Origin of the sequence: Tessaracoccus sp. OH4464_COT-324 (assembly GCF_003932855.1) — a bacterium.
GTDB lineage: Bacteria > Actinomycetota > Actinomycetes > Propionibacteriales > Propionibacteriaceae > Arachnia.
On the sequence record NZ_RQYZ01000012.1, the window covers coordinates 74,546 to 98,218 of the forward strand.

Consider the following 23,673-nt stretch of genomic DNA (forward strand, 5'->3'; position numbering starts at 1 on the left):
CTCGTCCTTCCTGGCGCATCAACCGGGCTAGCGCTTCCGGCGCCTGCGCGTGGCGCGGTCGCCGCCGTCGGCGGGTGCCTGCGAATCCACCGGCTCCTCGAAACGATGGTAGCCCTGGCCGTGGCAGGTCTCACACTCCTCCGTGAAGGCCTCCGCGAGCCCCGTTCCGATGCGCTTGCGGGTGAGCTGCACCAGGCCCAGGCTGGTGACCTCCGCCACCTGGTGGCGCGTGCGGTCCCGGCCCAGACACTCCACGAGGCGGCGCAGCAGGAGCTCTCGGTTGCTGGGCAGCACCATGTCGATGAAGTCGATCACAATGATGCCACCCAGGTCGCGCAGCCTCAGCTGGCGAACGATCTCCTCGGCCGCCTCCAGGTTGTTCGACGTGACTGTGGCCTCCAGATTGCCCCCGGAGCCGGTGAACCGCCCGGTGTTGACGTCAATGACGGTCATGGCCTCGGTGCGATCGATGACGAGCGAACCACCGGACGGCAGGAAGACCTTACGCTCCAACGCCTTCGCGATCTGCTCGTCGATGCGGTTGCGCGCGAACACATCCTTGCCGTCCTCACCCACCTCGAAGCGGTGCACCCGCTCGATGAGCCCGGGGGCGACGTGGGAGACGTAGGCGGAGATCGCTTCGAAAGCGTCCTCCTGCCCGCCGTCGCCCTGGACGATGATCTCGCCGAAGTCCCCGGTGAATAGATCACGGATGATGCGCAGCGTCAGGTCGGGCTCCGCGTACAGCGCCTGCGGGGCCCCGCCCTGCTTGGCCCGTTTCTCGATGATCTCCCACTGGGCCTTCAGCCGGTTCACGTCGCGCACGAGGTCCTCCTCGCCCACGCCCTCGGCCGCAGTGCGCACGATCACCGACTCGTCGTCGCCGATCAGATCGGACAGGATGTCCCGCAGGCGCGAACGCTCGGTATCCGGGAGCTTGCGGGAAATGCCCGAGAGGTGCCCCCCAGGGGAGTAGACGATGTAGCGCCCCGGCAAGGAGATGTGGTGTGTGAGTCGCGCACCCTTCTGACCGATCGGATCCTTGGTGACCTGCACGACGATCGACTGGCCGGATTTCAGGACGTTCTCCACCTTGCGGTCCTCGCCAGTGACGCCGAACGAGTCCCAGTCGACCTCGCCCGCGTACAGCACGGCGTTACGCCCGCGTCCGATGTCGATGAAGGCCGCCTCCATGCTGGGCAGCACATTTTGTACCTTGCCCAGGTAGATGTTGCCGATGAGCGACGACGCGGAGGGCCGGTCAACGTAGTGCTCGACGAGGATGTCGTCCTCAAGCACCGCGAGCTGCGTGTAATCCTCGCCCTGGCGGACGATCATCTTGCGCGCGACGGACTCGCGGCGCGCCAGGAACTCCGCCTCGCTAAGGATGGGTGCGCGGCGCCGCCCTGCGGCGCGGGACTCCTTGCGGCGTTGGCGCTTGGCCTCCATCCGGGTGGAGCCTTCGATGCCGGTCACCTCGTCATCCGTGGACTCCGCCTCGTCCGAGCCGCTGGAACGACGCCTCCTCCGGCGTCGACGGCGCGTCGTACCGCTCTCCTCGCTGGCGGCCTCGTCTTCCTCGCCCGGTTCCTCGGCACCCTCGGCGGGTTCCTCGGCCTCGTCTGACTCGTCTTCGGAATCCTCCTTGCCAGCCCGCCTGCGACGGCGGCCTCCGCGGCGGCGACGACGGCGCGACGGGCGTTCCTCGTCGGAGTCCTCCGCTTCCTCCGCGTCGTCCTGCGCCCCTTCCTCGGCGTCCGCTTCCTGCTCGGCGTCGCCGGGAACCTCGGGATCCTCACCCGCCGCGATCGCGCCGGCGAGCGCAGCCAGCTGGGTGTCCCGGTCAGCGTCGGTCATGAATGGATTCGCGACGATCCGCTGCTGCGCCACCCGCTGGGCCTCGGCCAACGCGAGCGCGATCTCGTCGATCTCGTCCGGCTCCTGGGGCTCGTCGGTCGACTCGGCCTCCTGGGCGACGGGTTCGGGCTCGGGCTCGGTAGTCTTCCGCGAGCGGCGACGCTTCGGTTTCTCCTCGGCGGCGGGCGCCGCCACATCGATGATCGGTTCCTGCTTGGGCGGTTCCTCCGCCGTCACCACCACCTCGGCATCCGCATCCGCAGGCGCTGCCTTCCGGCTAGCGCGCCGCCGCACAGTGCGCTTCGGCTTCTCTTCCTGAACCGGGGCGGGCAACTCCACGAGAGCCGGAGCCGCGCCCTTGTCCTCCTCGGGGTCGGCCTGCGGAGCCGGCGTGGCCTCGACCTTGCGGCTACGTCGCCGCTTGGGTTTCTCCTCCGCCTGGGCCAGCGCCTCGGCCGCCTCGTCGGCGACGGGCGCGTCGGCTGCGGTCACCACGACTTCGGCATCCACACCCGCGGGCGCTGCCTTCCGGCTGGCGCGCCTCCGGGCCGAGCGCGGGCTGGGGGCGGGCGACTCCGCGACGACGGCCACCCCCGTCACGGGGGCGGCCAGCCCGGTGACCGCCTCCACGGGCGTCACCTCCACCTCGACGGGTGGGCCGGCCGGCCGCGAGGCGGCGCGACGACGACGAGTGGGCTCGGTTGCTTCCGATTCGGCCATGTACTACAGGCTCCTAACGCGCAGCGCGCGGACGGGCACTAAGTGCCTAAAACTCACGATCTCCGGGGTTCGAGCAGTCGCGTGCGGAACGTCGTCGCGGTGCAGCTCAAAGCCGTCCGGTGGCGCCGGCGGCGCCTTGACCTCCCTGCATTCTGGCACACTCCACCAAGTTCGCGCCAACAAAACCTCAGGGACGGAGAGGATCGCCGATGCCGTCAACCGTCAACGGGCCCTGCGTCACCCGGTGCAGCAGCACCAGTTTCGGCAGCTCGGGCGCGAAACCCCGCAGCGCCGACACCACGTCGTCGGGCCTAACCAGCGGCGTGGTGTGTCGGATGCGCACCTGGAATCCGTCCGGGTGCTTGACGCAGCCCAGCACGGCGGCGCGTACGTCGAAGGAGCGCAGGCCGTTTTTCGTCATGCGTTCGACGACGACGGATTCCTGCCCCAGCAGCTGTTCGATCGCCTGAGAAACGGTCTTCGGGTCGGCTTCGAGGCTCACTACCCAGTCCGAAGCCTGGAGCAGATCCCCCAGCGGTTCCGCCAGGGCCTCTGCGGCGTCGAGCATGACGAAGCCTCCAGGCAGCGAGTCGTTCAATGCAGCCAGCAACTTGCCGGGGTCGCAGGTCTTGGCGAGGCCAAGCTCGACGTACTCGGCTTCCGACGAGGCGCCCGTCGGGGCCGCGTTGGCGTAGGAGATTCGCGGGTGGGGGTTGAAACCGGATGAGTACGCCATGGGCACGTCGGCACGCCGCAGTGCCCGCTCCAGCGCCCGGCCGAAGTCTCGGTGCGAGGTGAAGCGAGCCGTGCCACGTTTCGCGTAGCGCAGGCGCATCTTCTGCGCGGGCGGCGGCTGTTGCGGCGGCTGTTTACGGGGTACCACGGGCCGTGATTCTACTTCGATTTTCCCCACCCGCCCACGCGCTGACCTGTTGTGAGCGTAGATTGGACGCTGATTCAGCGTCGAAGTGAATGGAGCAGCCGTGCACGTTGGCATCCCAACCGAAGTCAAGAACAACGAGTTTCGTGTAGCGATAACGCCCGCCGGGGTGCATTCCCTTCGGAAGCGCGGGCACACCGTGCTGATTCAATCGGGTGCCGGGATCGGCTCGGGGATATTCGATGACGACTTCCGCTCGGCCGGGGCAGTCATCGTTGGCGGCCCGGAGCAGGTGTGGGGCGAGGCCGAGATGGTCTTGAAGGTCAAGGAGCCAGTCGAGAGCGAGTTTGGCCTGATGCGCGCCGGTCAGGTGCTGTTCACCTACCTGCACCTGGCGGCCGAGCCGCAGCTCACCGAAGAATTGCTCGCCCGACGGGTGACCTCGATCGCCTACGAAACCGTGCAACTCGACGACGGCCAGCTGCCGTTGCTGGCCCCGATGTCGGAGATCGCGGGTCGGCTGGCCACGCAGATGGGCGCCAATGCCCTGCTGAAGTTCGCCGGCGGCGCGGGTGTGTTGCTCGGCGGGGCCACCGGGGTGATCACCGGCGAGGTGGCGGTGCTGGGCGGCGGCGTTGCGGGGCTGTGCGCGGCGCGGGTCGCGCGCGGCATGGGAGCGAATGTCACGGTGTTCGACGTGAACGTGGCCCGGATGCGCTACGTCGAGGAGATCACGGGCGGCGCCATCCGCACCGAATACTCCACCCCATTCGGCATCATGCAGTTTTGTGAGACCGCCGACCTGGTGATCGGCGCCGCACTCGTCACGGGCGCGAAGGCCCCGGTCCTCGTGACGAACGAGATGGTTCAGCGGATGAAGCCGGGCTCCGTGCTGGTGGACATCGCCGTGGATCAGGGCGGAAACTTCGAAGACAGCCGCCCCACCACGCACACCGAGCCGACGTTCAGGGTGCATGAGAGCATCTTCTATTGCGTCACCAACATGCCGGGAGCGGTCCCGGTGACGTCGACGCGGGCGCTCACCAACGCGACCCTGCCTTACACGCTGCGGCTGGCCGACTCCGGCTGGCGTGCCGCGCTGGCCGCCGACGGCGCCCTCGCCCGGGGGCTGTCGACCCACGCCGGGGAGCTCTACTCGCGCCCCGTCGCCGAGGCTTTCTCACTGCCTTGGCGCGAGGTGGCCGAACTCAACTGAGGTCGCGCGTCACCACGCTCAGCGGGATCAACGTTGCCCCGGTGGGGCCGATCTGGATGTCGGTGCCCATCTGCGGGCACACGCCGCAGTCGAAGCACGGCGTCCAGCGGCAGTCCTCGACGGGTTGTTCGTCGAGGGCGTCCTGCCAGTCCTCCCACAACCAGTCCCGGTCGAGGCCGGAATCCAGGTGGTCCCAGGGCAGGACCTCCTCGTAGCCACGCTCGCGCGTCGTGAACCAGTCGACGTCGATGCCGTACTTGGCCAGGACCTCGCCTGCACAGGTCATCCAGCGCTCGAAGCTGAAATGCTCACTCCAGCCGTCGAAGTGTCCGCCCTCGCGCCACACCCGCTCGATCACTTCCCCAACCCGACGGTCGCCCCGGCTCAGCAGCCCCTCGACGATGCCGGGCTTGCCGTCGTGGTAGCGCAGGCCGATGGCTCGCCCGTAGTGCTTGTTCTGCCGGATCTTGTCGCGCAGCAGTTGCAGCCTGCGGTCGACAGTGTCGGCGTCGCACTGCGCGGCCCATTGGAAGGGAGTGTGGGGTTTGGGAACGAAACCGCCGATCGAGACGGTGCAGCGGATGTCTTTCGTTCCCGACGCCGCACGTCCGGTCTCGATCACCCGGGCCGCCAGGTCGGCGATCGCCAGCACATCGTCGTCGGTTTCGGTGGGCAGGCCGCACATGAAGTACAGCTTCACCTGCCGCCAGCCGGAACTGAAGGCGGCGGCCACTGTCTGGATCAGGTCGTCCTCCGTGACCATCTTGTTGATCACACGTCGCATCCGCTCAGAGCCGCCCTCCGGCGCGAAGGTCAGACCGGAGCGGCGGCCGTTACGGGAGAGTTCGTTGGCCAGGTCGATGTTGAACGCGTCCACGCGCGTGCTGGGTAGGGACAGTGAGACGTTCGTCCCCTCGTAGCGGTCGGCGAGTTGTCTGGCCACTTCGCCGATCTCGGAATGGTCCGCCGACGAGAGGCTGAGCAGGCCGATCTCCTCCAAGCCGGTGGCTTGAAGCCCACCTGCCACCATCTCGCCGATGGTCTGAATGCTGCGCTCCCGAACCGGGCGCGTAATCATCCCCGCCTGGCAGAAGCGGCACCCACGCGTGCAGCCGCGGAAGATCTCGACGGAGTAGCGCTCGTGTACCGTCTCCGCCAGCGGCACGATCGGCTGCTTCGGATAAGGCCATTCGTCGAGGTCCATCAGCGTGTGTTTACGCACCTGGAAGGGCGCGACGTCGCGCACGGGGATCACCCGCTGGATTCGCCCGTCGGGCAGGTATTCGACGGCATAGAACTGGGGCACATAGAAGGAGCCGGTGCCGGCGACCCGCTCCAGCAGCCCGTCGCGGCCGCCGGGACGGCCCTCGTCCTTCCATTCGCGGACTATCTCCGACAGGATGATGGCGGCCTCCTCGCCGTCGCCCAGCACGGCCACGTCGATGAAATCTGCGATGGGTTCGGGGTTGAAGGCCGCGTGGCCGCCCGCGACGACGAGCGGATGCGCGTCGGTTCGTTCCGCCGAGTGGAGCGGAATCTGAGCGAGGTCGAGAATGCTCAGCAGATTGGTGTAGCCGAGTTCTGTAGAGAAGCTGACGCCCAGCAGATCGAAAGCGCCGACGGCGCGGTGCGCGTCGAGCGTGAACTGCGGGATGCCTTGTTCCCGCATCAACTGCGCCAGGTCGGGCCAGACCGCGTAGGTGCGCTCGGCCAGCGCCCAGTCGAGTTCGTTGAGGATCTCGTAGAGGATGGCCACCCCCTGGTTGGGCTGGCCAACCTCGTACGCGTCCGGGTACGCCAGGCACCAGCGCACGGCCACCGAGCCCCAGTCCTTCTGGACAGAGTTCAGTTCGCCGCCCACGTACTGGATTGGTTTGGAGACCTGGGCGAGCAGCGGCTCTAGGTCCGGGAACAGGGATTCGCCTGGGAAAGTCGCAGTCATAACCCGGCGATTGTAACTGTCAGCGGCCAGGGAACCACAGCCCGATCTCTGCAGCCGCCGATTCGGGGCTATCCGAGGCGTGCACCGCGTTTCGCCGCACGTCGGTGCCGAAGTCGGCCCGCACTGTGCCGGGCTCGGCCGCCGCAGGGTCGGTGGCGCCGTTCAACTCACGCACGCGCCGAACCGCGTCGTCGCCTTCGACGATGGCCGCGACGAGCGGGCCGGAGGTCATGAACTCCTTGAGAGGCGGGTAGAACTCCCGGTGCACGTGGGCTGCGTAGTGCAGGTCGGAGAACGCATCGTCGATCCTGCGCATCTCCAGCTCGACGATCCTGAGGCCTGCTTCCTCGTAGCGGCTGAGGATCGCGCCGAGCCGACCCGCGGAGACGGCGTCGGGTTTGACGAGAACGAGTGTTTTCATCGGGTTGCCTTTCGGTGGGTTTCGATTCGGGCGCCCAAGATGAATGCGGTCAGCCAGATGAGGGCGAAGATTCCGCCCATCAGATACATCCAAGGGGTAAGCAGGCCGAGCAAGATGATCCCAAGCTGCGTCAGCCAGCCGGCGATAAACCCCCAAGCCTTCTTGAGGCCGATGATGGCCGCCACGCCGAGCGCCGTCGCGACACCGCACCAGACGAGCGCATCGCGCACGGACGCCTCCGACACCTGGAGCATGCCGGGGAAGGCCAGCCAGACGATCACCACCTCGAACACCAGGATGGCGCGCAGCGTGGTCAGCATCGGGTTGCTGGGCTCAAGCCTCATTCGGCTCCTCCTTCTTGAGCAGACGGCAGGCTTCACCGGCCGCGATCACCGAGCCCGCGATCAGTACTCCCCCGTGTTCGGAGAGCGTGTCGGCCAGCATGACGGCGGTGTCGATTGCCTCTGCCATGGTAGTCGCCCGGTGGACCGCCCCAGCGGGAAAGAACTCCTCGGCCAGCGCGGCCAGTTCGGCGACGGGCCTGGCGCGCGGGCTGCCGGCCACCTGGGTGATCACCACCTGGTCCATCACCTCCGAGAATATGCTCAGCACCTCCGCGGACGCCTTGTCTCGCATCATCGCGACGATGCCGATGGTTGGTTGGCAGCTGTAGGCCTCTGCGAAGCCGCGCACCAGGGTGCGGGCCGCGGGCTCGTTGTGCGCTGTGTCCACGACGATCGGGGGCGACGTGCGCACGAGCTCGAGCCGCGCGGGGGCGCTCACTCGGTCGAGGCCTTCGACGATGATCTCCGGGTTGAGCGGCTGCCCGGCCAGGAAGGCTTCGACGGCGGCCACCGCCAGCGCGGCGTTGCGGGCCATGTGCTCGCCGTGGAGGGGCAGGAAGACGTCGGATACGGGCCCGCCGGTCGTTTCCAGCCGCAGCAGTTGCCCGCCGATGGCCACGCGGCGGTCGAGCACACCGAAATCCGGTCCCTCCGCCCTCACCCGCGACCCCATCTCGACGGCGCGTCGCAGCAGCACCCCCGCAGCTTCCGGCTGCTGGCCGGCCAGCACCGCCACGGAGCCCTCTTTGATGATCCCGGCCTTCTCGGCCGCGATCTCCGCCAGGGTGCTACCGAGGATGTGGGTGTGATCCAGGCCCACCGGGGTAACGACCGCCACTGCGGCGTCGGCAACGTTCGTAGCGTCCCAGCGCCCGCCTAGGCCCACCTCCATCACGGCCACATCGACTGGGGCGTCCGCGAAGGCCGCGTAGGCCATGGCCGTGATCACTTCGAAGAAGGTCATTGCGACGCCGTCGTGGCGGGCCTCGTCAACCAGTTCGACGTAGGGCGCGATCTCAGCCCAGACGTGGATGAAGTCTTCGCGGCTGATCGGTTTGCCGTCGATGCAGATCCGTTCGCGGACGTCGCTCAGGTGCGGTGAGGAGAACCGCCCGACGCGCAACCCCGTCGCCATCAGCAGGCTCTCGATCATGATCGCGGTGGAGCCCTTGCCGTTGGTACCAGCCACCTGGATCACCGGGACCGCGCGCTGCGGGTCGCCGAGCAGCTCCATGAGGCGCGCCACGCGGGTGAGCGTGGGGGCGACGCGATGCTCGGGCCACCGGGAGGTCAGTTGCTGCGTGAGCGCTGAGTAGTCGTGCATGATGGCACTGAGCCTAAGCGAGGCCGCCAGCGCGCGCCAGCTGACTGGGCCGCTGGCTTCGGAGTGCCGCTAGACTGTGGGCGACAGCCGGGACCGCCGCGCTTCATTGAGCGTTGTCCTGGCTGCCGAAGGAGTAGTCGTTTCGTTTGAGGAGCCCTATGGCCAGCAACCAGAACCTGAGCCGACGCGCAGCGCTGCAACAGCAACTGATGCTGGAGGAGAAGCGCAAGCGCACCAACCGGATCATCACTTGGGTTTCAGCGATCCTCGTCGTTGCGGTGCTGGCGGTCATCGTCATTCTCACGGTGCCCGCGCTGCTCAACAAGGGATCCGGGGCAGGAGGCAACGAGACTCCGCCCAACGCCACCGCCGAGTTTGGCATCCTGCTCGACGGAAAGAAGCCCCAGGATGGCGTGCCGCACCTCGTGATCTACGAAGACTTCCGCTGCCCGGCCTGCAAGCACCGCGAAGACGATTACGGCCCGATCTATAAGAAACTGGCTGCGGAGGGCAAGCTCACGGTGGAGTATCGCACGGCCTACTTCCTGGATCGGGGTCGCGGTGACAATTCGCAGCGCGCAGCGATCGCTGCGGCTACGGCGGACGCCGTCGGCCGCTACAGCGAGTACGCTTCGGTGTTGTTCAAGAATCAGGCTCCTGAGTACACGGACGAGCAGCTGCGCACCACTTTCGCCGAAGAAGCCGGGATCACCGGCGATGAGTTGAAGAAGTTCCAGGGACTCTACGATTCCCGCGCGTTTGCGGGTTTTGCCCGCTCGGCGAATGACGCCTTCAACACCTCGGGTGTTACTGCTACGCCGTCCTACGTGGTCAATGGCCGCTTGCTGGTGTTCTACGATGAGGCTGCCAAAGAGGTGCTCATCCTGCCCGACGAGAATTCGTTCCTGACGGCCGTCACCAAGGCCACGGAGGGCGCGGACGATCGCACCAACAAGCCGCTCTGAGCCCCGGGTTAGGCCAGACCCATCCATAGTCTTCGCTGCTCCCCGTCGACCGGATTTCCTCCGGAGGGCGGGGAGCGGCTTTTGAGGCAGGGTCTTGTTCGGGCCGTGGTGTGGCCGTGAGGACCGTTTCTGTATCGATTCCCCGGCCAGTACGTCCAGGCCCCGCCGGGTTGGCTGCTGCCCCACCATCGTGCCAGTCTGGTGCCCTGCGAACGGAGATGCCCATGACCCCTCAAGCGATTCTCGCTGCCCTGGCCCGGGCGGATCTGGCCCGGCTGGGATTCCGCGACGAGGATGCAGCCGCCTGCCGCGACCTCGTCGCTTCCCTGCCCCATAACCCTGAAGTTCTGGAACGTGTGATGCGGCTCGCCGAGCGGCTGGTGGCCCGCATCGGCCGGTTCTTCGACGACAACCTCACCGTCCGTGATGACGCCGGTCTCGCGACCTTCGACGAGGGGTTGGTCACGCTGCTGGGCCTGGTCGCCGTCGCCGACACGGTCCACGACGCGCAAGTCGCTCGGGGGCTACCCAGCGACCTGGCCTGGGCAGCCTTGTCCGATCTCGGACAGCAGGTGCACGTCTTCCGAAGAGTGTTCGGGTTCTTCGGGTTCCGAGCTCAGACGTGGTGTGTGGCGAACTTCACCGGCAGGCACCTGTGGCTGGGGCGCCTCCAGTTCTCCTTGGAGCGCACCGACGACGGCACCCCCTTCGTCGGCGTCCACATCCCCGAATGCGGACCACTCACCCCAGAGGCGGTTGACGAGTCTCTCTCACGAGCCGTGGAAGTTGTACCGCTTCTCCTTCCAAACGAGCCGCTGCCGGAGTTCCGGATGGAGTCCTGGCTCCTCGACCCGCTCATCGTCAAGCAACTCGATCCCAAGTCGAACATGGCCCGTTTTGCACGACGGTTCACGATCCTCGAAGACGGAGGACGCTCTCCTCGTAGCGCCTATTTCTTCGTCTTCCGCAAGGAGTTGAGTCTCCAGCCCGTCGACTTCTCGGCACTGCCGGCCCAGTCCTCCCTGCAGCGCGCCATCCTGTCAATTCCCTTGGATCAGCTCACGGTGCCGGTGGGCCGACTCGATCTGGCACAGCAGGTTCATTAAGGATTCATGCCTGAGGTCTGGACAGACAACCTCGGGGAGCGCGACACTTGGGAAGGCGGCTTTCCTAACATCAGAACCGCCTGACACAAGGGTCACGCGGACATGGGCGGAGGAATGAACGCATGGGCAAAGACGCCAACTCAGCAGCTAGAGCCAAGCGCGCCCGTCGTCTGCTCCACTCGCTGCGGGCTCGTGGCGCGGCCACCCTCGCGACTCTCGCCAAGGATGCGGGAGTGTCCCGCCCCACCGCGAGTCTCATCGTGGCCGATCTAGAGGCGGAAGGACTCGTCGCGCAAAGCGCCACCAGCTCCGGCGCCGGGCGTCCCGCCGCCCTGTATTCGTTCGCCCCACGCCACGGATTCGTAGTCGGCCTCGACATCCAGCGCGACGAAGTGGCGATCGCCGCCGCATCCATCGCTGGGAAGGTCCTGCACGCCACCGTCCGGCCACTCACCGAACGCGCCCGGGACAGCAGGTTGCAGGAACTATGCCGCGCCCTGCGCGAGGTGGTCGAGGAACTGGAACCGAAGCACGGGCAACCCGTCTGTGGCTTCGCTTCGACGACGGGCATCGTCGACGGCGCCGGCCTCATCCTCCGCAGCTACTCGGTCCCCCAATGGCATGGGCTCCGGCTGTCCCAGCTCCTCACCGAGCGCAGCGGGATCCGGTTCCACGCCGCCAACGACATCAACAGCGCGGCCTACGGCGAGTTCGCCACACGTGTGTCCGACGGGCGCATCGACCTGCTGGACACCCTCCTCCACATCAGGGTGTTCGCTGGTTTCCGCACCGGACTGATTCTCGGCGGGGACATCCACCAGGGCCACCACTGGCATGCCGGGGAGATCAACGACAGCCTCGACGGCGAACTCCGAGCCCGCCTCGACACCGAGACCAGCCACACGCGGTGGGCCCTCCGGGCGGCCGCGACGATCAGCACCGTGTCCTCCGCGATCGACCCGACCCTGGTGGTCATCTCCACGGCAGGCCTTGAAGACGAAGATTCGGCGACTGAGATGTGGGCACATCTGAGCGCCATGCGGCTCCCGACCGCGCCGAAGATCGATATGGAACCGGGAGAACTGGGTGGGGCCGCCTCGACGATCGGGGCCCTGTCCCTGGCCCTGCGCGACGCGGAGTCTCACTTCCTGCATGCTCGCACCCGCTACCCTGTCGCAGTCTCCGGACTGCAGCAAATCATCGACGCCCACCGTGCCTACGCCGACCGCCGCAAGGCCGAGGCACACCGTCACGCTGTCGTGGTCTCCGAGCCGCTGCGGGTTGGAGTGGTGGGACTCGGGGTCCGTTCCCAGCTGGCACAGCACGTCGAGTCCCCCGAAAACAAGGCGGTGCTGGTAGGCGCCTGCGATCCCGACCCCCTCGCCGCCACCCGGGTCGGGCATCTGTTGCACAAGGCCCCCGAGGATTGCCCGGTGTTCACCTCGGTGAGAGAACTGATCGAGAGTGGGATCGGTGCGGCCTTCGTCACCTCACCCGACGACACTCACGAGGCCACCGCAATCGAACTTCTTGAGGCCGGAATCCCCGTCTACCTGGAGAAGCCCCTGGCCACCAGCATTGATGGCAGCACCCGCATTCTCCGGGCCGCGTACAAGAGCCGAGCGCGCTTGTACGTCGGCCACAACATGCGGCACATGTCCTTCGTGCGCCAGCTGCGGCAGCTCATCCACGACGATGCAATCGGCGAGGTCCAGACCATCTGGTGTCGTCATTTCGTCGGCCACGGGGGCGACTACTACTTCAAGGACTGGCATGCGGATCGACGGCACAGCCACGGCCTGCTGCTGCAGAAGGCCGCCCACGACATCGATGTCATGCACTGGCTGGCCGGTTCCGAGGCTTCCGAAGTCGTCGGGATGGGTGATCTCATGATCTATAGCCGCAACCGCTCCCGGACCGGTCAGGGTGGGTCTCTCATGCCGGACTGGTTCTCCTTGGACAACTGGCCTCCTGAATCCCTCACGGGCCTCAACCCCATCGTTGATGTCGAGGATCTGTCGATGCTCATGATGCGGATGCGCTCAGGCGTGCTCGCCTCATACCAGCAGTGCCACTTCTCCCCTGACTACTGGCGCAACTACACCGTCATCGGTTCTCGGGGGCGGATCGAGAACTTCGGCGACGGCGAGGGCGGGGTCATCCGGTTGTGGAACCGCCGGGGCTTCTACGATGCCGACGGCGACGAGCAGTTCCCGATCCTCGGCGATTTGGAGGGCCACGACGACGCCGATGCCCTCACTGTTGCGGAGTTCCTGCGTTTCGTGCGTACCGGGGCCCCCACTGACACCTCGCCGGTCAGCGCCTGGTACGCCGTGGTTGCCGGCATCCAGGCCACCGAGAGCCTCCGCGACGGCTCCACACCACGGCGCATCCCCACCCTGCCGGCGGAACTCACCGAGTATTTCCTGAACAACCAGGTCTAGAGCGCGTAAGGGCTTGCCAATCCGTGGACGGCGGGCGCGAAGTCGACCTCCCGGTCATCAATGAGGAAACGGTACCGACCGAGTCGGCTGGTGGCGGGCAGCGGACCGAGGTAGTTTCTGAGGTCGTCGCGTTCGACGTCGGTCAGCCACGACGGCGGATCCGACAGAGCACGGAATCCGGAGAGGATGGCTGCGTCCTTGAGCCACTGCATCTGCTCACCGCTCAGCAGGTTCCGGGCATGACGGGCGAAGACAACATCCGGGTCGATGCCGATGAGCCCCCGTAGCCACAGCCTCTCGACGGCGTTGCGCAGCGCATTGAAGGCCATCGCATCCGATGGGTCGTCCGTGGCGTAGTTCGTCCACATCGGGGCCACATCCGGTCCGGTACGCACCGCGTCGAGCACCCCCAGCGAGGCGAACAGCGGCGCCCCCGAGCCGAGCAGGAAGATGTCGTCACCTGCCGCGTCGCGAATGGTCTCGATGGCCATCCGATAGACCGCTTCCCGATCCGTCGCCACGCTGTGTCTGCCGGGCGCCGCTGCGGCCTGCAGGAAGTCGAGTTTGAGGTATGTGAAACCCCACTGCTCGACGACGGTTCGGATGAGTTCGGCTAGGTGGTCTCGGGCATCTGGGCGGGAGTAGTCGTAGGTGTAGTAGGGCGAGCCCCAGTTCTCTCCGGCTTGAACGAGTTCCCCAGACGCATCGGTCAGAAGCATCTGGCGTCGCTCCGCGAAGGCCTGGGAACCGGGGAGGACGATGAAGGGGGCCAGCCACAGCCCTGCCCGGAGTCCTCGATCTGCTGCCACCTCCGCGAGGTCGGCTACCCCTTCGGGGAACTTGAGGTTGGGCTGCCAGTCACCGACGATCTGCTGCCAGCCGTCATCGATCTGGAAGGTATCGAAGCCGAGCGTGGGAAGCTCTTCGAGCACCTCATCGAGTTTGGAGCGGCAGATCGTCTCATAGAACGAGTACCACGACGACCACACCGTGCCCGGGTCCCGATCCCGGGTCCCGTAGCGGGCCGCGAGCAGGTCCCGGTAGCGGTCGAAGACCGCAAGTTCCGTTCCTTCGAGCAGCACCCATAGTCCCGGCTCTCCCGTCTCCGTCCAGCCGGCGAGCAGGTCGCGATCAGCGTGCAGGCGCGGGGTGTCGGCTTCGAGGGCGCCCAGCAGGACGGCACGTTCGCCATCGCTGAGGGCCAGCAGCCACGACGAGTGGTGCCGCACCGGGTCGTCCCAGCGGTTGTCATCAGCGGTATTGCGGCGCACCGGGTTCTCGATGCGCAGGGGCTCCGCGTCGAGTCGACGCCACCCGGCCGGAGACCACGAGTTCTGCCCTGACCGATATACCTCGGCGGTGTCCGGCACTCCGTGGAGCAATGCGATCCGCGCGGACCGGTGGAAGGTCTCGGTTACCTGGCCGGGTGCTGGCACCCATGACGGTGCGGTGGTGGGGGGATTGTTAGTCAACATCATGACTCCTGAGAACAACGGCGGGCCGACCACACAACCCGACCCGCCAACGGTTGAGGGTTGAAGGGTGCGCAGATAGGTAGGAGGGTCGTCGCGAGAAGCGTCGTGGTGGTGTCCTAGCGGGACTGACCGCAGTGGGTCACGCCTATCCGCGCATCCTTTCACTTGTAGAGGGCTTCGGCGTCGGCATTGGCCTTGGTGAGGACAGCCCGCGGGTCCTCGCCCTCGGCCACCTTGGCCATGGCGTCCTGGATCAGAACGTTGAGCTCGTTACCCTTGCTCACCAGTGGGACGGCGAAGGTCTCGCCAGCATTCACCATCTCGATGAAGGGAGCCGGGTCGTAGCCCTGCTCCTTGAAGGCGTTCATGGCGATGTTGGTGGAGGATGTGATCGCCGGGAACACCCGGGCTCCCTTGGCTACCGTGTCTTGGCACTCCGCCGATGCCAAGTACTTAACCCACTCGAAGGCCTGGTCGGGATGCTTCGTACCGGACCAGATGGCGTCGGCCAGTCCGTTGGTGGCAGCGAACCGCCCCTTGGGCCCCTTGGGCAGCTTGGCGAAGGCAAACTTCACAGGCTCGTCCTTGCCGAGGTAGGAGCCCATGGTCCAGGAGCCCTGGATGGTCGAGGCTGCGCTGCCGTTCTTCATCACGGCATCTGTGCCGAGCGAGGACTGCTGGTCATAGCGCGGGGCGTAGCCGTCTTTGATGAGGTTCTGCAGCCATGCGGCGGTGGCGACCATTTCGGGCGAGTCGTAGTTGAAGTCGGTGGGAAGGCCCTGCTGGTCGGAGTAAGTGAAGCCGTTGGCATGGGCCAGGTTGCCCCACCCGTTCTGCCCGACGGCGCCGTCGGCCCACTCGGGGTAGTAGCCGTAGCTCTTGACGTTGTTCTTGTCGAAGGCGGGATCGGTTGCGCTCTTACCGTTGACGTCGACCGTGGTGGCCTTGATGAACTCGCCGAAGGTGCCACCGTCGGTGGGGTTCCAGGTGAGGTCGTTCATCTTGGCGGCGTCGAAGCCGGCCGATTCGGCCAGTTCCACGTTGTAGAGAAGCCCGACGGAATCCCAGTCCTTCGGCAGGCCATAGCGTTTGCCATCAAGCACCCAGCGCTCGGGGAGGTTCTCGGCGTACTGGTTGAGGTCGATGTCAGCTTTGTCGATGCGATCGGTGAGGTCCAGAATCTGCTGGTTCTCCACGAACTGCGGGAAGTAGGACACTTGATTGGTGAACACGTCCGGGGCGTCCTGAGCCGCGATCTGGGTGTTGAGGTTGGGCCAGTACTGCCCCCACGCAGTCTGCGTGATCTCGATCTTGATGTTGGGGTTCTTGGCGGTGAAGTTGTCCGCACACTGCTGGTAGAGGGGAAGCTGGGTGTCATCCCACAGCCAGTACTTGAGCGTGACTTCTTCGGTGCCCGAACCGGATCCGCCACCGGCCGGGCCGCTGCATGCACCCATCCCGAGGGCCAGGGTGAGGGCCCCGAGAGGGAGGATGATCTTGCGCAGGGACATGTGAATCTCCTTTGGTTCGTGTGTCTACTTGTTCCCTGAGAAGCTAAGGGATTGAACCAGCTGCCGGCCCAGGAAGATCAGGATGAGTAGGGCGGGCAGCACCGACAGGGTGGATCCGGCCATGAGACCAGTCCAGTCGGGCGCGGTATTGGGGGATTGCTGCTGGAACACCCCGAGTGCAACTGTCAACAGCCGAGTGTGTTCCTGACGCCCCACAACGAGGGGCCAGAGGTAGTCCTTCCACATGCCGACGAAAGTGATGAGAACCATCGTGGCGATCGGTCCCAGATTCATGGGGATGGCGATCCGCGCGAACCGTTCCAGGGGTCCGAGCCCGTCAAGCATGGCCGCTTCCTCAACCTCCAGGGGCATGGATAGGAAGAACTGCCTCAGGAAGAAGATGGAGAACGGGGTCATGAGCATGGCGGGGAGCATCATGCCGAGCGTCGTGTTCATCAACCCCAGATCTCGGATGAGCGTGAAGTTCGGCAGCAGCGTGAAGATGCCGGGGATCATGAGGCCGCCGATGATGATGAGGAACAGCGTGTCACGACCGGGGAACCTGAGCCGGGCGAAAGCGTAGGCCGCGGCGGCACAGGCTAGGGTCTGGACGACGGCGACCCCTCCGGCATAGATGATGGAATTGAGGGTGTAGAGCGGAAAGTTGATCGAGGCCCCGGTGCCTCCGGCGGCGATGGCTTCCTCTCTGGAGACCATGCCCAGCACACGCTGGAAGTTGATGAGGGTGGGGTTCGACGGCCACAGCTTGCCGGAATCCCCAACGAGTTCAGCGGCCGGTGTCAGCGCGGTGCGGACCATCCAGTAGAAGGGGAAGGCAGTGATGACCAGGGCGATGATGAGCATCAGCCAAGCGAGAGCCCGTGAGGGTCGCAGGTGGGGGCGGCGCACGCTCATGCCAGGTCCGATCGGTTGGCGCGTAGCAGTCTCAGTTGCACGAGGGTGAGGACAGCCAGGATGATGGCCAGCAGCAGCGCGATGGCAGATGCGTAGCCCATCTTCAGGAAATTGAAGGCCTGCTGGTAGATGTAGAAGTAAATGACTCGTACTTCCGGGATTGGGTTGTTGCCGTAGCCGACCTGCACGAGATCGAAGACCTGGAACGATCCGATGAGGGACACCACGACGACCAGCGCGATCACCGGCCGGATCAGCGGCAGGGTGATGCGGAAGAACATCGTGGTCTCACTGGCGCCGTCGATGGCCCCTGCCTCGTAATACTCGGTTGGCACCTGCATCATCCCGGCGAACAGCAGCAGCGCGGTGTAGCCGACTCCGGCCCACACTCCGATGAGGATCACGATGTTGAGCGCGGCCTCGCTGTTGTAGAAGGTGAAGTTGGTCAGGAAGTTGAGGTGGAGGGTCTCACCGACTCGATCCAGCAGGCCTTTGAGGTAGCCGACGTTGGCGTCGAGCAGCCAGGCCCAGATGAGCGCGACGGCCACGTTCGGCACCAGCCAGGGCAACAACAGCCCCGCTCGCACCCAGGTTTTGGTACGCAGCCGCTGCATGAGAGCAGCCAGCAGCATGGCCAGGGTGAGGGAGATGACGACGCTCCCGACAGCGAAGACCACGGTGATCCTCAACGACTGCCAGACCTGCCCATCGTTGATCGCGTTGATGAAGTTCTCCCCGCCCACGAATTTGCCCTGGTTGAGCAGGTTGTAGTCAGTGACGGAGTACCCGAAACCGCGAATAGCCGGGTAGATCCAGAACACAAGGAATCCGAGGAGCGCCGGCGCCAGAAGGATGGCGGCCGCGAGACTGTGCCCCCGGGCGGCTGGGGGGATCCTTTGCCGTACACGCCCGCCGCTGGGCGCGGATGGTTCAGTCATTCGGGTCCTTCCGACTCTGGAGCTTTCCCGATGGTTCCCCGCTTATTGAAGCACCCCTTACAACTTAAGTCAATGGATTGCGTAATGGGTGAGGGTGTGATGGACTGGGGTATCTCACAGGCACAGCGACGTGACCCCAAGAGTGGTCGACGTCGACCAACAGGAAAGAAGAGTCATGCTGATACTTCGTACCCTCGCTGCGGCTGCTGCTGCGGCTCTGACCCTGACCGTGCCCTTGGTCCCAAGCCACGCCAACGATGCCGGCTGGCAGCAGCTCAAGACGACGGCAGCCCGGTTGGACAACCCGCTCAAGGGGTTCGTGCCGTTCGGCGCGAAGAGCGGCGATCCCGCCACTGTCTTTCCCCACACGATGGAGTGGTTCTACCTGCCTCTGAAGGCTGTGGTCAAGGGCGAGAAGACCTACGACTGGACCCAGTTTGAGACCGAGTTGGAGGGCATCAAGTCCCGCGGACACCAGGCGGCGCTGCGGTTCTACCTGGACTACCCCGCGAAGGAGTCAGGTGTCCCCGACTACCTCCTGGGACCGGACGGGATTGATCAGTCCCGCACGTATACCGTGTTCGGCAACGACAACCTGAGCTTCTCCCCGGACTACAACGACCCCCGGATCCAGGATCTCATCAAGGACTTCGCGGCTGCCTTCGGCAAGAAGTACGACGGTGATGTCCGCATTGGATTCATCACCACCGGTCTCGTTGGTTTCTGGGGTGAACAGCACACTTGGCCCATGAACGGTTCCGTCAACGAGCACAACCCGACGGGAGTGAACTGGATGCCCACCCGCGAGGTGGAGCTTGGTTTCTACCACGCCTGGGACAAGGCCTTCGACAAGACGAAGCTGCTCAACCGCTACCCCGCCCAGGACCTCGCTGATGCCCAGGTCGGTTTCCATGACGATTCCTTCGCGGTCTCGACCCTGTCGGATGTCGACTGGCACTTCATGAGCCTGATGGACAAAGCCAAGCTCGGTGAGCGTTGGAAGACCCAGCCTATTGGCGGCGAGATCCAACCCCCGGTTCAGATCTGTCTGTTCGACACCTCCACCCCCTGCGAGAATAACGCCAGGGCGGAGAACTTCGAGGAAGCCGTCAAGGTTAGCCACGTCTCCTGGTTGATGAATGATAGAGCATGGAGCATCGGCTACACCGGCGAGGCGCTGGCAAAGGCCAAGGCAGCCCATGCCTCCTTGGGCTATGACCTCGCGGCCACGAGCGCGAAGGTCGAGAAGAACGGCGATGTCGTCAAGGTGGCGTTGAAAATCACCAACCGTGGCGTTGCCCCGTTCTACTACGACTGGCCAATGGAGTTCTCCATCCTCGACGTTGGCGGCAAGGCCCTAAGTTCCGCCACGGTGGATGCCGACATCGACTCCATCCTGCCAGGGCAGACCGTCGAAGTGAATGCCACCCTCCGCAGCGCCCTCGGCACCATAGGCGTCCGGATCCCCAATACGATGCCGGGTGGCGCCCCCCTAAAGTTCGCCAACGCCACCCAAGACACCGTCGTCGACGGCTACCTCACCTTGGGTAGCATCACCGAGGCACAGGAAGCTGGCGCTGTGACGACCACGCCGATGCAGTCTTCAAAGGCGCAGCCTGCCAAGGGGGTCCCCGCCCCAAGTCTGCCAAAGACGGGAGGTGTCACCTCCTGATCTCCTGAGCAGGGTCGCGAGGATCGCCAGGGGGCGGCTCCCGCTCGGTGCTGGGCATCCTCCGCTTGGTAGGCGAAGACGGTTGTCTTCTGATCAGCGATCCTCGCGTCCTGCATTCCAACGGTTCCGTCCAGTTCCTGCGGGTTGGTGTCGAGCTTCCCCGACTAGTCCCAGTTGAGTTGCAGCCGTGAGCCCCTACCCGCCAGTCGAGGAGATCGTTGACGGCCAGCCCTTGGCGGATCCCCGGAGCGGCGACGACGGCGCGATCCTCGATCGCCTTGTGGGCTTCCTCGCGCCCCACCCTGTGACGAATCGCAGCCATGAGCACCCTGGTCGTAGTAAGAATGGCAGGTAACTATCCAGTTCGGCGGCGATCGCGTCGGGAAATCAGTGCGCGGTGAAGTAGGCGTCAATCACTTCCCGGTAACTATCCAGTTCGGCGGCGATCGCGTCGGGAAAGGCCCCGAGGTCGATGGGGGATGAGGGTGGTGGGGAAGCTCCCAGACAGTCCATCGAGTCGTGGTGGCTGTCTTCGGCGGTGCCGCTGCGGCCTATGCCAACGTAGTGACGATGTCGTGGTCGAGGCTACGCGAAGTACACTCGCCCGGTGGAGGCCAGCGCATGGTGCTATTCGACGCTCGCGGTGAGGCCTCTGGAAGTCATATGCCCTCGTGGACATGCTCGTATCCGGCGAACGAATTGGTCTCCTCGAAGCGAGCCGAAGATGAAGTCGTCGGGGCCAAGCTGCGATGGAGGCGAGATCAACTCACCCGCCGACGGTCTCGTAGTCCCGGTTGATGGCGTCAGGGTCTGTGCCTTCCGCAGTCGACTCCGAGACCACGCTGGGTGCGAAGCACGGCCAACCGTAACCGTCGTTCCGCGACAGCCTTCGCCTCGGGGCCCCAGCTGGCGAGCATCTGTTCGGAGGCGTAACGGGTTGCCAACGCGTTGGGGATTCCAATGACCCCAACTCTATTGGGTAGTCACCGCCCCAGCATGTCGCGCAGGACCCCGGCGCCGTGGCGGATCGAGGAGTCGTGGGTCTCGCCGGGAAGCACCTTCAATGCCGTGCGGCTCATCCCCAGCTCCCGGTACGCCTGCTCAGCGGCTCGGCTCTCGCCAAGGGCGTCGAAGTTGCCATCCGCGCCGCCCTTAGCGGGGGTGTCAAGCTCCCCAACTAACCATGTCATCAGGAATCCTGCGCGAAGCTGTCTGCTCAGGGGGAGGGTGAACTCCACTTCGGGGTCTAGACTGCCACCACCAATCATGAGTGCGCCACCGCCAGCGAACAGGTCGGAGTGGTGGGGCAGCAGGATGTTGGTGATAGCCTCTGCCCCACCGGAGTAGCCGACGAGCCATACTCGGGAGGTATCGACGGGCAGGGTCCGCCCGAGGTACTCGATGAACTCGCGCAGCCACTGCCCGGAGGTCTCGGCACTCCACCAGGTTCCTGTGGCTTTGTCGGGGGTGATCGGCGCGGCCAGAAGGAGTCCGTGGTCCCCCGCGACGGCGGCGTAGTCGTCGATGGCGGTAGCTCCTGGCTCAAACTCACCGTAGCCGTCGCCGTGGAGGTAGATCACGATCCCCTTTGATGAGTCGTCGCCAGCGGGCTTGTGGAGACGGTAGGAGCTTCTGAGGCCGCTGCTGCTGGTAAACGACGATGTCGTGCCCGGGCTGGGCGGCGTGGCAACAGGGGACGGCGAGACGCAGCCCACAGCCCCGGTTGCCAGAACCGCGGCCGTGAGTTGGAACAGGTCGCGACGTCGGAGGGACCTTCGCGGACGGGTCTCAGCGCCGGCTCCGGCTCGCAGCGGTACTTCCCGGGAGGCCTGCTTCTCAGAAACACGCATGACATCACCCTAAGCACACCTCGCCCGGAAATCGCGCTTTCAACCCTTCCTTCTTTCTTCTTTGCCCAGCGACGGCATCTGCGCGACGACGTGTCGCGGGATCGAAGAAACTGTGACGTCGTTGTCCAGTGCCGCGGTCTGGTAGTGGGCCACGGGGGTTCTCAGAACCCGCTCAGTGGCTCGATTCACTCGCTCCAAGGAGATCGTATGCCCGCTTTCCTTTCCCGGATACGGAGCCGCACCGTTCCCACTCGGCGTCGCATCGGGTTGCGACTTTGGCAGGGCTGATGGCCGGTGCGTTCTCCGCCATCGTCAAGCTCAGCTGGGAGGCCCCATTCCCGCCACGCACCCCGGAGCGTGACGCCACGAACCCGCCGCAGAGGATGTTGGAGCTGTGGTTCGGGATGAGCCCGGAGCAGTCACACGCCCTGGTCTTCTTCAACGGCAACCCCAGGCCGATCTACTCGCTCATCGTCGACTTCGCGTTCTCCATCGTGATCGCGCTGTTCTACTGCATCGTCGCCGAGTGCTTCCCCACGCATCAAGCTGTGGCAGGGTGCCGTTTTCGGCTTTCTGGCATGGAGCTTCTTCCACGTGTTGCTGATGCCTACCACTGGTCTGGTCCCTCCCCCGTTCCCGTGGATGGAGGGCGGCCAGGCCTGGGATGAGCACTTCTCGGAGTGTTTCGAACACATCCTGTGGGTGTGGTCCATCGAGGTGGTCAGACGCGACATCCGCAACCGCATCACCCATGAACCTGGCCCGGAGGTCCCACTGGCCGAGACCACGCGGTGAGAGCGGCCGGCCGCCTGGGCTCGCCCGTGCGATGTCACCCGCGTTGCGGGATACGATGGCCGCATGACTGTCGGCCCGAGTGCTCGAAGACCGTTGTCCCATCAGCAGTGGTTGGCCCACGTCGCGGCGGCGTGCCGAGGAACGGTCCTCGACCTCGGGGCCGGCAACGGCGCCCTGGGACGGCTGCTGCCTGCCACGACTCGGTGGATCGCACTGGAGCCCCACCCGACGAGCGGCTTGCGCAGCCGTGTGGCGGAACGTGCCGGCGCCCGGCTGCTGGCTGCTCCGGCCGAGGCTATCCCGCTCAAGGACGCCAGCGTCGATGTGATCGTGTGCGCCACGGTGCTGTGCTCCGTCCATGACCCGGCACAGGTGCTGCGTGAGGCCCACCGAGTCCTCACACCGGAAGGTGTGATGCATGTCAGCGAACATGTCGCGGCACCTGCTGGAACGTGGGCCCGACGCATCCAACACCTCGTCACCCCCCTGACGAAGCTCCTTGACCGTGGGTGTGACCCGTGCCGGGACACGACGACGACCCTCGAGGCGAGCCCCTTCCGTGACGTCACACTGACACAGATCCGGCATCCGGGACCCCTCGGCCAGCTCGGACCACTGATCCGCGGAACGGCGTCACGATGAGCGTCCCTGCCAGAACCCTTTGAAGACGGCTTGTCGCGTCGTCGTCGAGCCGCCAGGACCCGAAGATGGCAGGGTACGGAATCCGGGGCTGCGCATAGCGGAATCCGTTGATCTACGATGGTCAAAGCAGTGTCATGCTCAACAACCATGTCTCTCACTCACGAGCCGCCTCCATGATCGACCTATCGATCTGCGCGACCTGCTGGACCACCTCGGCTTTGAACTGCGGGCTGAACTACCGTCGTGATGCACTCCCACGTCCCAAATCCCCCTCAGAAGGAACTACCCAAGAGCCTTGAGACATTCAACGCCAACGCCAGCGCAAGACATCAGCCACCCCCCAACTGGTGATCAACAAACTCATTCAACCGAGCAACAATCTCCTCCTCCGACACACCAGCCCTACCCTGATAAGCCTCCAACTGAATGAATAAAAGCATCCTCCGCATAAGCAAGACAACTGAACCGCCCATTAATACTGTCATGACCGCAAGTCAACCGCCCCACATAATGCGCATCCGAGAAATAAACCACATTACGATTGAAAGTATCATGTGGCTCCACACCGCGACTGATACTCAAGATCAGCTCCGGATCATGCCTATCCCCCGACCCATAATACGCAGTAGCAACGAAAATATAGATACGACTCTTCT

Annotated in this window: 22 protein-coding genes; 8 read left to right on the plus strand and 14 right to left on the minus strand. The window is 65.2% G+C overall.

Annotation, left to right across the window (positions count from 1 at the left end; all coding sequences use genetic code 11):
• Positions 1-27 precede the first annotated feature (27 nt).
• Positions 28-2,577 carry an Rne/Rng family ribonuclease gene (locus tag EII42_RS08040; protein WP_125171601.1) on the minus strand — a complete coding sequence of 850 codons (2,550 nt, stop codon included), beginning with the start codon at positions 2,575-2,577 and terminating at the stop codon, positions 28-30.
• Between the two features lie 187 nt (positions 2,578-2,764).
• A complete protein-coding gene (locus EII42_RS08045; RefSeq protein WP_233558319.1) occupies positions 2,765-3,460 on the minus strand; it encodes a TIGR03936 family radical SAM-associated protein in 696 nt (231 codons plus the stop codon).
• Positions 3,461-3,560: 100 nt separating this feature from the next.
• On the opposite strand from EII42_RS08045, the gene ald reads away from it, so the two are divergent.
• On the plus strand, positions 3,561-4,673 hold the full coding sequence (gene ald / locus EII42_RS08050; RefSeq protein ID WP_125171603.1) for an alanine dehydrogenase: 1,113 nt from the start codon (positions 3,561-3,563) through the stop codon (positions 4,671-4,673).
• Here ald and EII42_RS08055 read toward each other — a convergent pair.
• From EII42_RS08055 to EII42_RS08070, 4 genes are read right to left on the minus strand one after another with little or no spacing between them, the layout of a single operon-like run.
• On the minus strand, positions 4,666-6,615 hold the full coding sequence (locus tag EII42_RS08055; protein WP_125171604.1) for a TIGR03960 family B12-binding radical SAM protein: 1,950 nt from the start codon (positions 6,613-6,615) through the stop codon (positions 4,666-4,668). The two genes, ald and EII42_RS08055, sit on opposite strands and share 8 nt — an antisense overlap.
• A 19-nt stretch (positions 6,616-6,634) precedes the next feature.
• Positions 6,635-7,036 carry a nucleoside-diphosphate kinase gene (gene ndk / locus EII42_RS08060; RefSeq protein ID WP_125171605.1) on the minus strand — a complete coding sequence of 134 codons (402 nt, stop codon included), beginning with the start codon at positions 7,034-7,036 and terminating at the stop codon, positions 6,635-6,637.
• Entirely contained in the window at positions 7,033-7,380 is a 348-nt protein-coding gene (locus EII42_RS08065) for a DUF4233 domain-containing protein (RefSeq protein WP_125171606.1), read from the minus strand. The genes ndk and EII42_RS08065 overlap by 4 nt, the downstream gene beginning before the upstream one ends.
• Positions 7,370-8,704 carry a folylpolyglutamate synthase/dihydrofolate synthase family protein gene (locus EII42_RS08070; protein WP_125171607.1) on the minus strand — a complete coding sequence of 445 codons (1,335 nt, stop codon included), beginning with the start codon at positions 8,702-8,704 and terminating at the stop codon, positions 7,370-7,372. Before EII42_RS08070 ends, EII42_RS08065 begins: the two co-directional genes overlap by 11 nt.
• A gap of 158 nt (positions 8,705-8,862) precedes the next feature.
• On the opposite strand from EII42_RS08070, the gene EII42_RS08075 reads away from it, so the two are divergent.
• From EII42_RS08075 to EII42_RS08085, 3 genes are all read left to right on the plus strand, one after another.
• Complete coding sequence (locus EII42_RS08075) at positions 8,863-9,669, plus strand: thioredoxin domain-containing protein (protein WP_125171608.1); 807 nt, start codon at positions 8,863-8,865, stop codon at positions 9,667-9,669.
• A gap of 224 nt (positions 9,670-9,893) precedes the next feature.
• Complete coding sequence (locus tag EII42_RS08080) at positions 9,894-10,775, plus strand: acyltransferase domain-containing protein (RefSeq protein WP_125171609.1); 882 nt, start codon at positions 9,894-9,896, stop codon at positions 10,773-10,775.
• A gap of 122 nt (positions 10,776-10,897) precedes the next feature.
• Positions 10,898-13,219: an ROK family protein gene (locus EII42_RS08085; RefSeq protein WP_125171610.1), complete on the plus strand. Its 2,322-nt coding sequence runs from the start codon at positions 10,898-10,900 to the stop codon at positions 13,217-13,219.
• Here EII42_RS08085 and EII42_RS08090 read toward each other — a convergent pair.
• From EII42_RS08090 to EII42_RS08105, 4 genes are all read right to left on the minus strand, one after another.
• Positions 13,216-14,697 carry a glycoside hydrolase family 36 protein gene (locus EII42_RS08090; protein WP_125171611.1) on the minus strand — a complete coding sequence of 494 codons (1,482 nt, stop codon included), beginning with the start codon at positions 14,695-14,697 and terminating at the stop codon, positions 13,216-13,218. The genes EII42_RS08085 and EII42_RS08090 overlap by 4 nt on opposite strands.
• Before the next feature lie 158 nt (positions 14,698-14,855).
• The gene (locus EII42_RS08095) at positions 14,856-16,205 is read right to left on the minus strand and encodes a sugar ABC transporter substrate-binding protein (protein WP_125171612.1); all 1,350 of its coding nucleotides are present in this window, start codon (positions 16,203-16,205) and stop codon (positions 14,856-14,858) included.
• A gap of 24 nt (positions 16,206-16,229) precedes the next feature.
• Positions 16,230-17,069, minus strand: coding sequence for a carbohydrate ABC transporter permease (locus tag EII42_RS08100; RefSeq protein ID WP_233558320.1), 840 nt, complete (start codon positions 17,067-17,069; stop codon positions 16,230-16,232).
• 47 nt (positions 17,070-17,116) lie between these two features.
• Positions 17,117-18,058, minus strand: coding sequence for a carbohydrate ABC transporter permease (locus tag EII42_RS08105; RefSeq protein ID WP_125171614.1), 942 nt, complete (start codon positions 18,056-18,058; stop codon positions 17,117-17,119).
• Positions 18,059-18,233: 175 nt separating this feature from the next.
• Between EII42_RS08105 and EII42_RS08110 the strand changes: the two genes are divergently transcribed.
• Positions 18,234-19,730 (plus strand): DUF4832 domain-containing protein, encoded by a 1,497-nt coding sequence (locus tag EII42_RS08110; protein WP_125171615.1) that lies wholly within the window; start codon positions 18,234-18,236, stop codon positions 19,728-19,730.
• A gap of 387 nt (positions 19,731-20,117) precedes the next feature.
• Here EII42_RS08110 and EII42_RS13700 read toward each other — a convergent pair whose 3' ends face one another.
• From EII42_RS13700 to EII42_RS12930, 3 genes are all read right to left on the minus strand, one after another.
• Positions 20,118-20,243 carry a hypothetical protein gene (locus tag EII42_RS13700; protein WP_255416252.1) on the minus strand — a complete coding sequence of 42 codons (126 nt, stop codon included), beginning with the start codon at positions 20,241-20,243 and terminating at the stop codon, positions 20,118-20,120.
• A 470-nt stretch (positions 20,244-20,713) separates the two neighbouring features.
• A complete protein-coding gene (locus EII42_RS08115) occupies positions 20,714-21,310 on the minus strand; it encodes a hypothetical protein (RefSeq protein WP_125171616.1) in 597 nt (198 codons plus the stop codon).
• Positions 21,311-21,619: 309 nt separating this feature from the next.
• Entirely contained in the window at positions 21,620-21,769 is a 150-nt protein-coding gene (locus EII42_RS12930; RefSeq protein WP_158676448.1) for a hypothetical protein, read from the minus strand.
• A gap of 98 nt (positions 21,770-21,867) precedes the next feature.
• On the opposite strand from EII42_RS12930, the gene EII42_RS08120 reads away from it, so the two are divergent.
• The 3 genes from EII42_RS08120 to EII42_RS08125 all read left to right on the plus strand — a co-directional run bounded on the left by EII42_RS08120 (position 21,868) and on the right by EII42_RS08125 (position 23,017).
• Positions 21,868-22,248 carry a DUF1440 domain-containing protein gene (locus EII42_RS08120; protein WP_255416253.1) on the plus strand — a complete coding sequence of 127 codons (381 nt, stop codon included), beginning with the start codon at positions 21,868-21,870 and terminating at the stop codon, positions 22,246-22,248.
• Entirely contained in the window at positions 22,154-22,375 is a 222-nt protein-coding gene (locus EII42_RS13705; protein WP_255416254.1) for a DUF1440 domain-containing protein, read from the plus strand. The genes EII42_RS08120 and EII42_RS13705 overlap by 95 nt, the downstream gene beginning before the upstream one ends.
• Positions 22,376-22,438: 63 nt before the next feature.
• A complete protein-coding gene (locus EII42_RS08125) occupies positions 22,439-23,017 on the plus strand; it encodes a class I SAM-dependent methyltransferase (protein ID WP_125171617.1) in 579 nt (192 codons plus the stop codon).
• A 402-nt stretch (positions 23,018-23,419) separates the two neighbouring features.
• On the opposite strand, the gene EII42_RS13495 is transcribed toward EII42_RS08125, so the two are convergent.
• Positions 23,420-23,673 (minus strand): hypothetical protein (locus tag EII42_RS13495; RefSeq protein WP_233558321.1); only part of this gene is annotated, 254 nt, incomplete at its 5' end.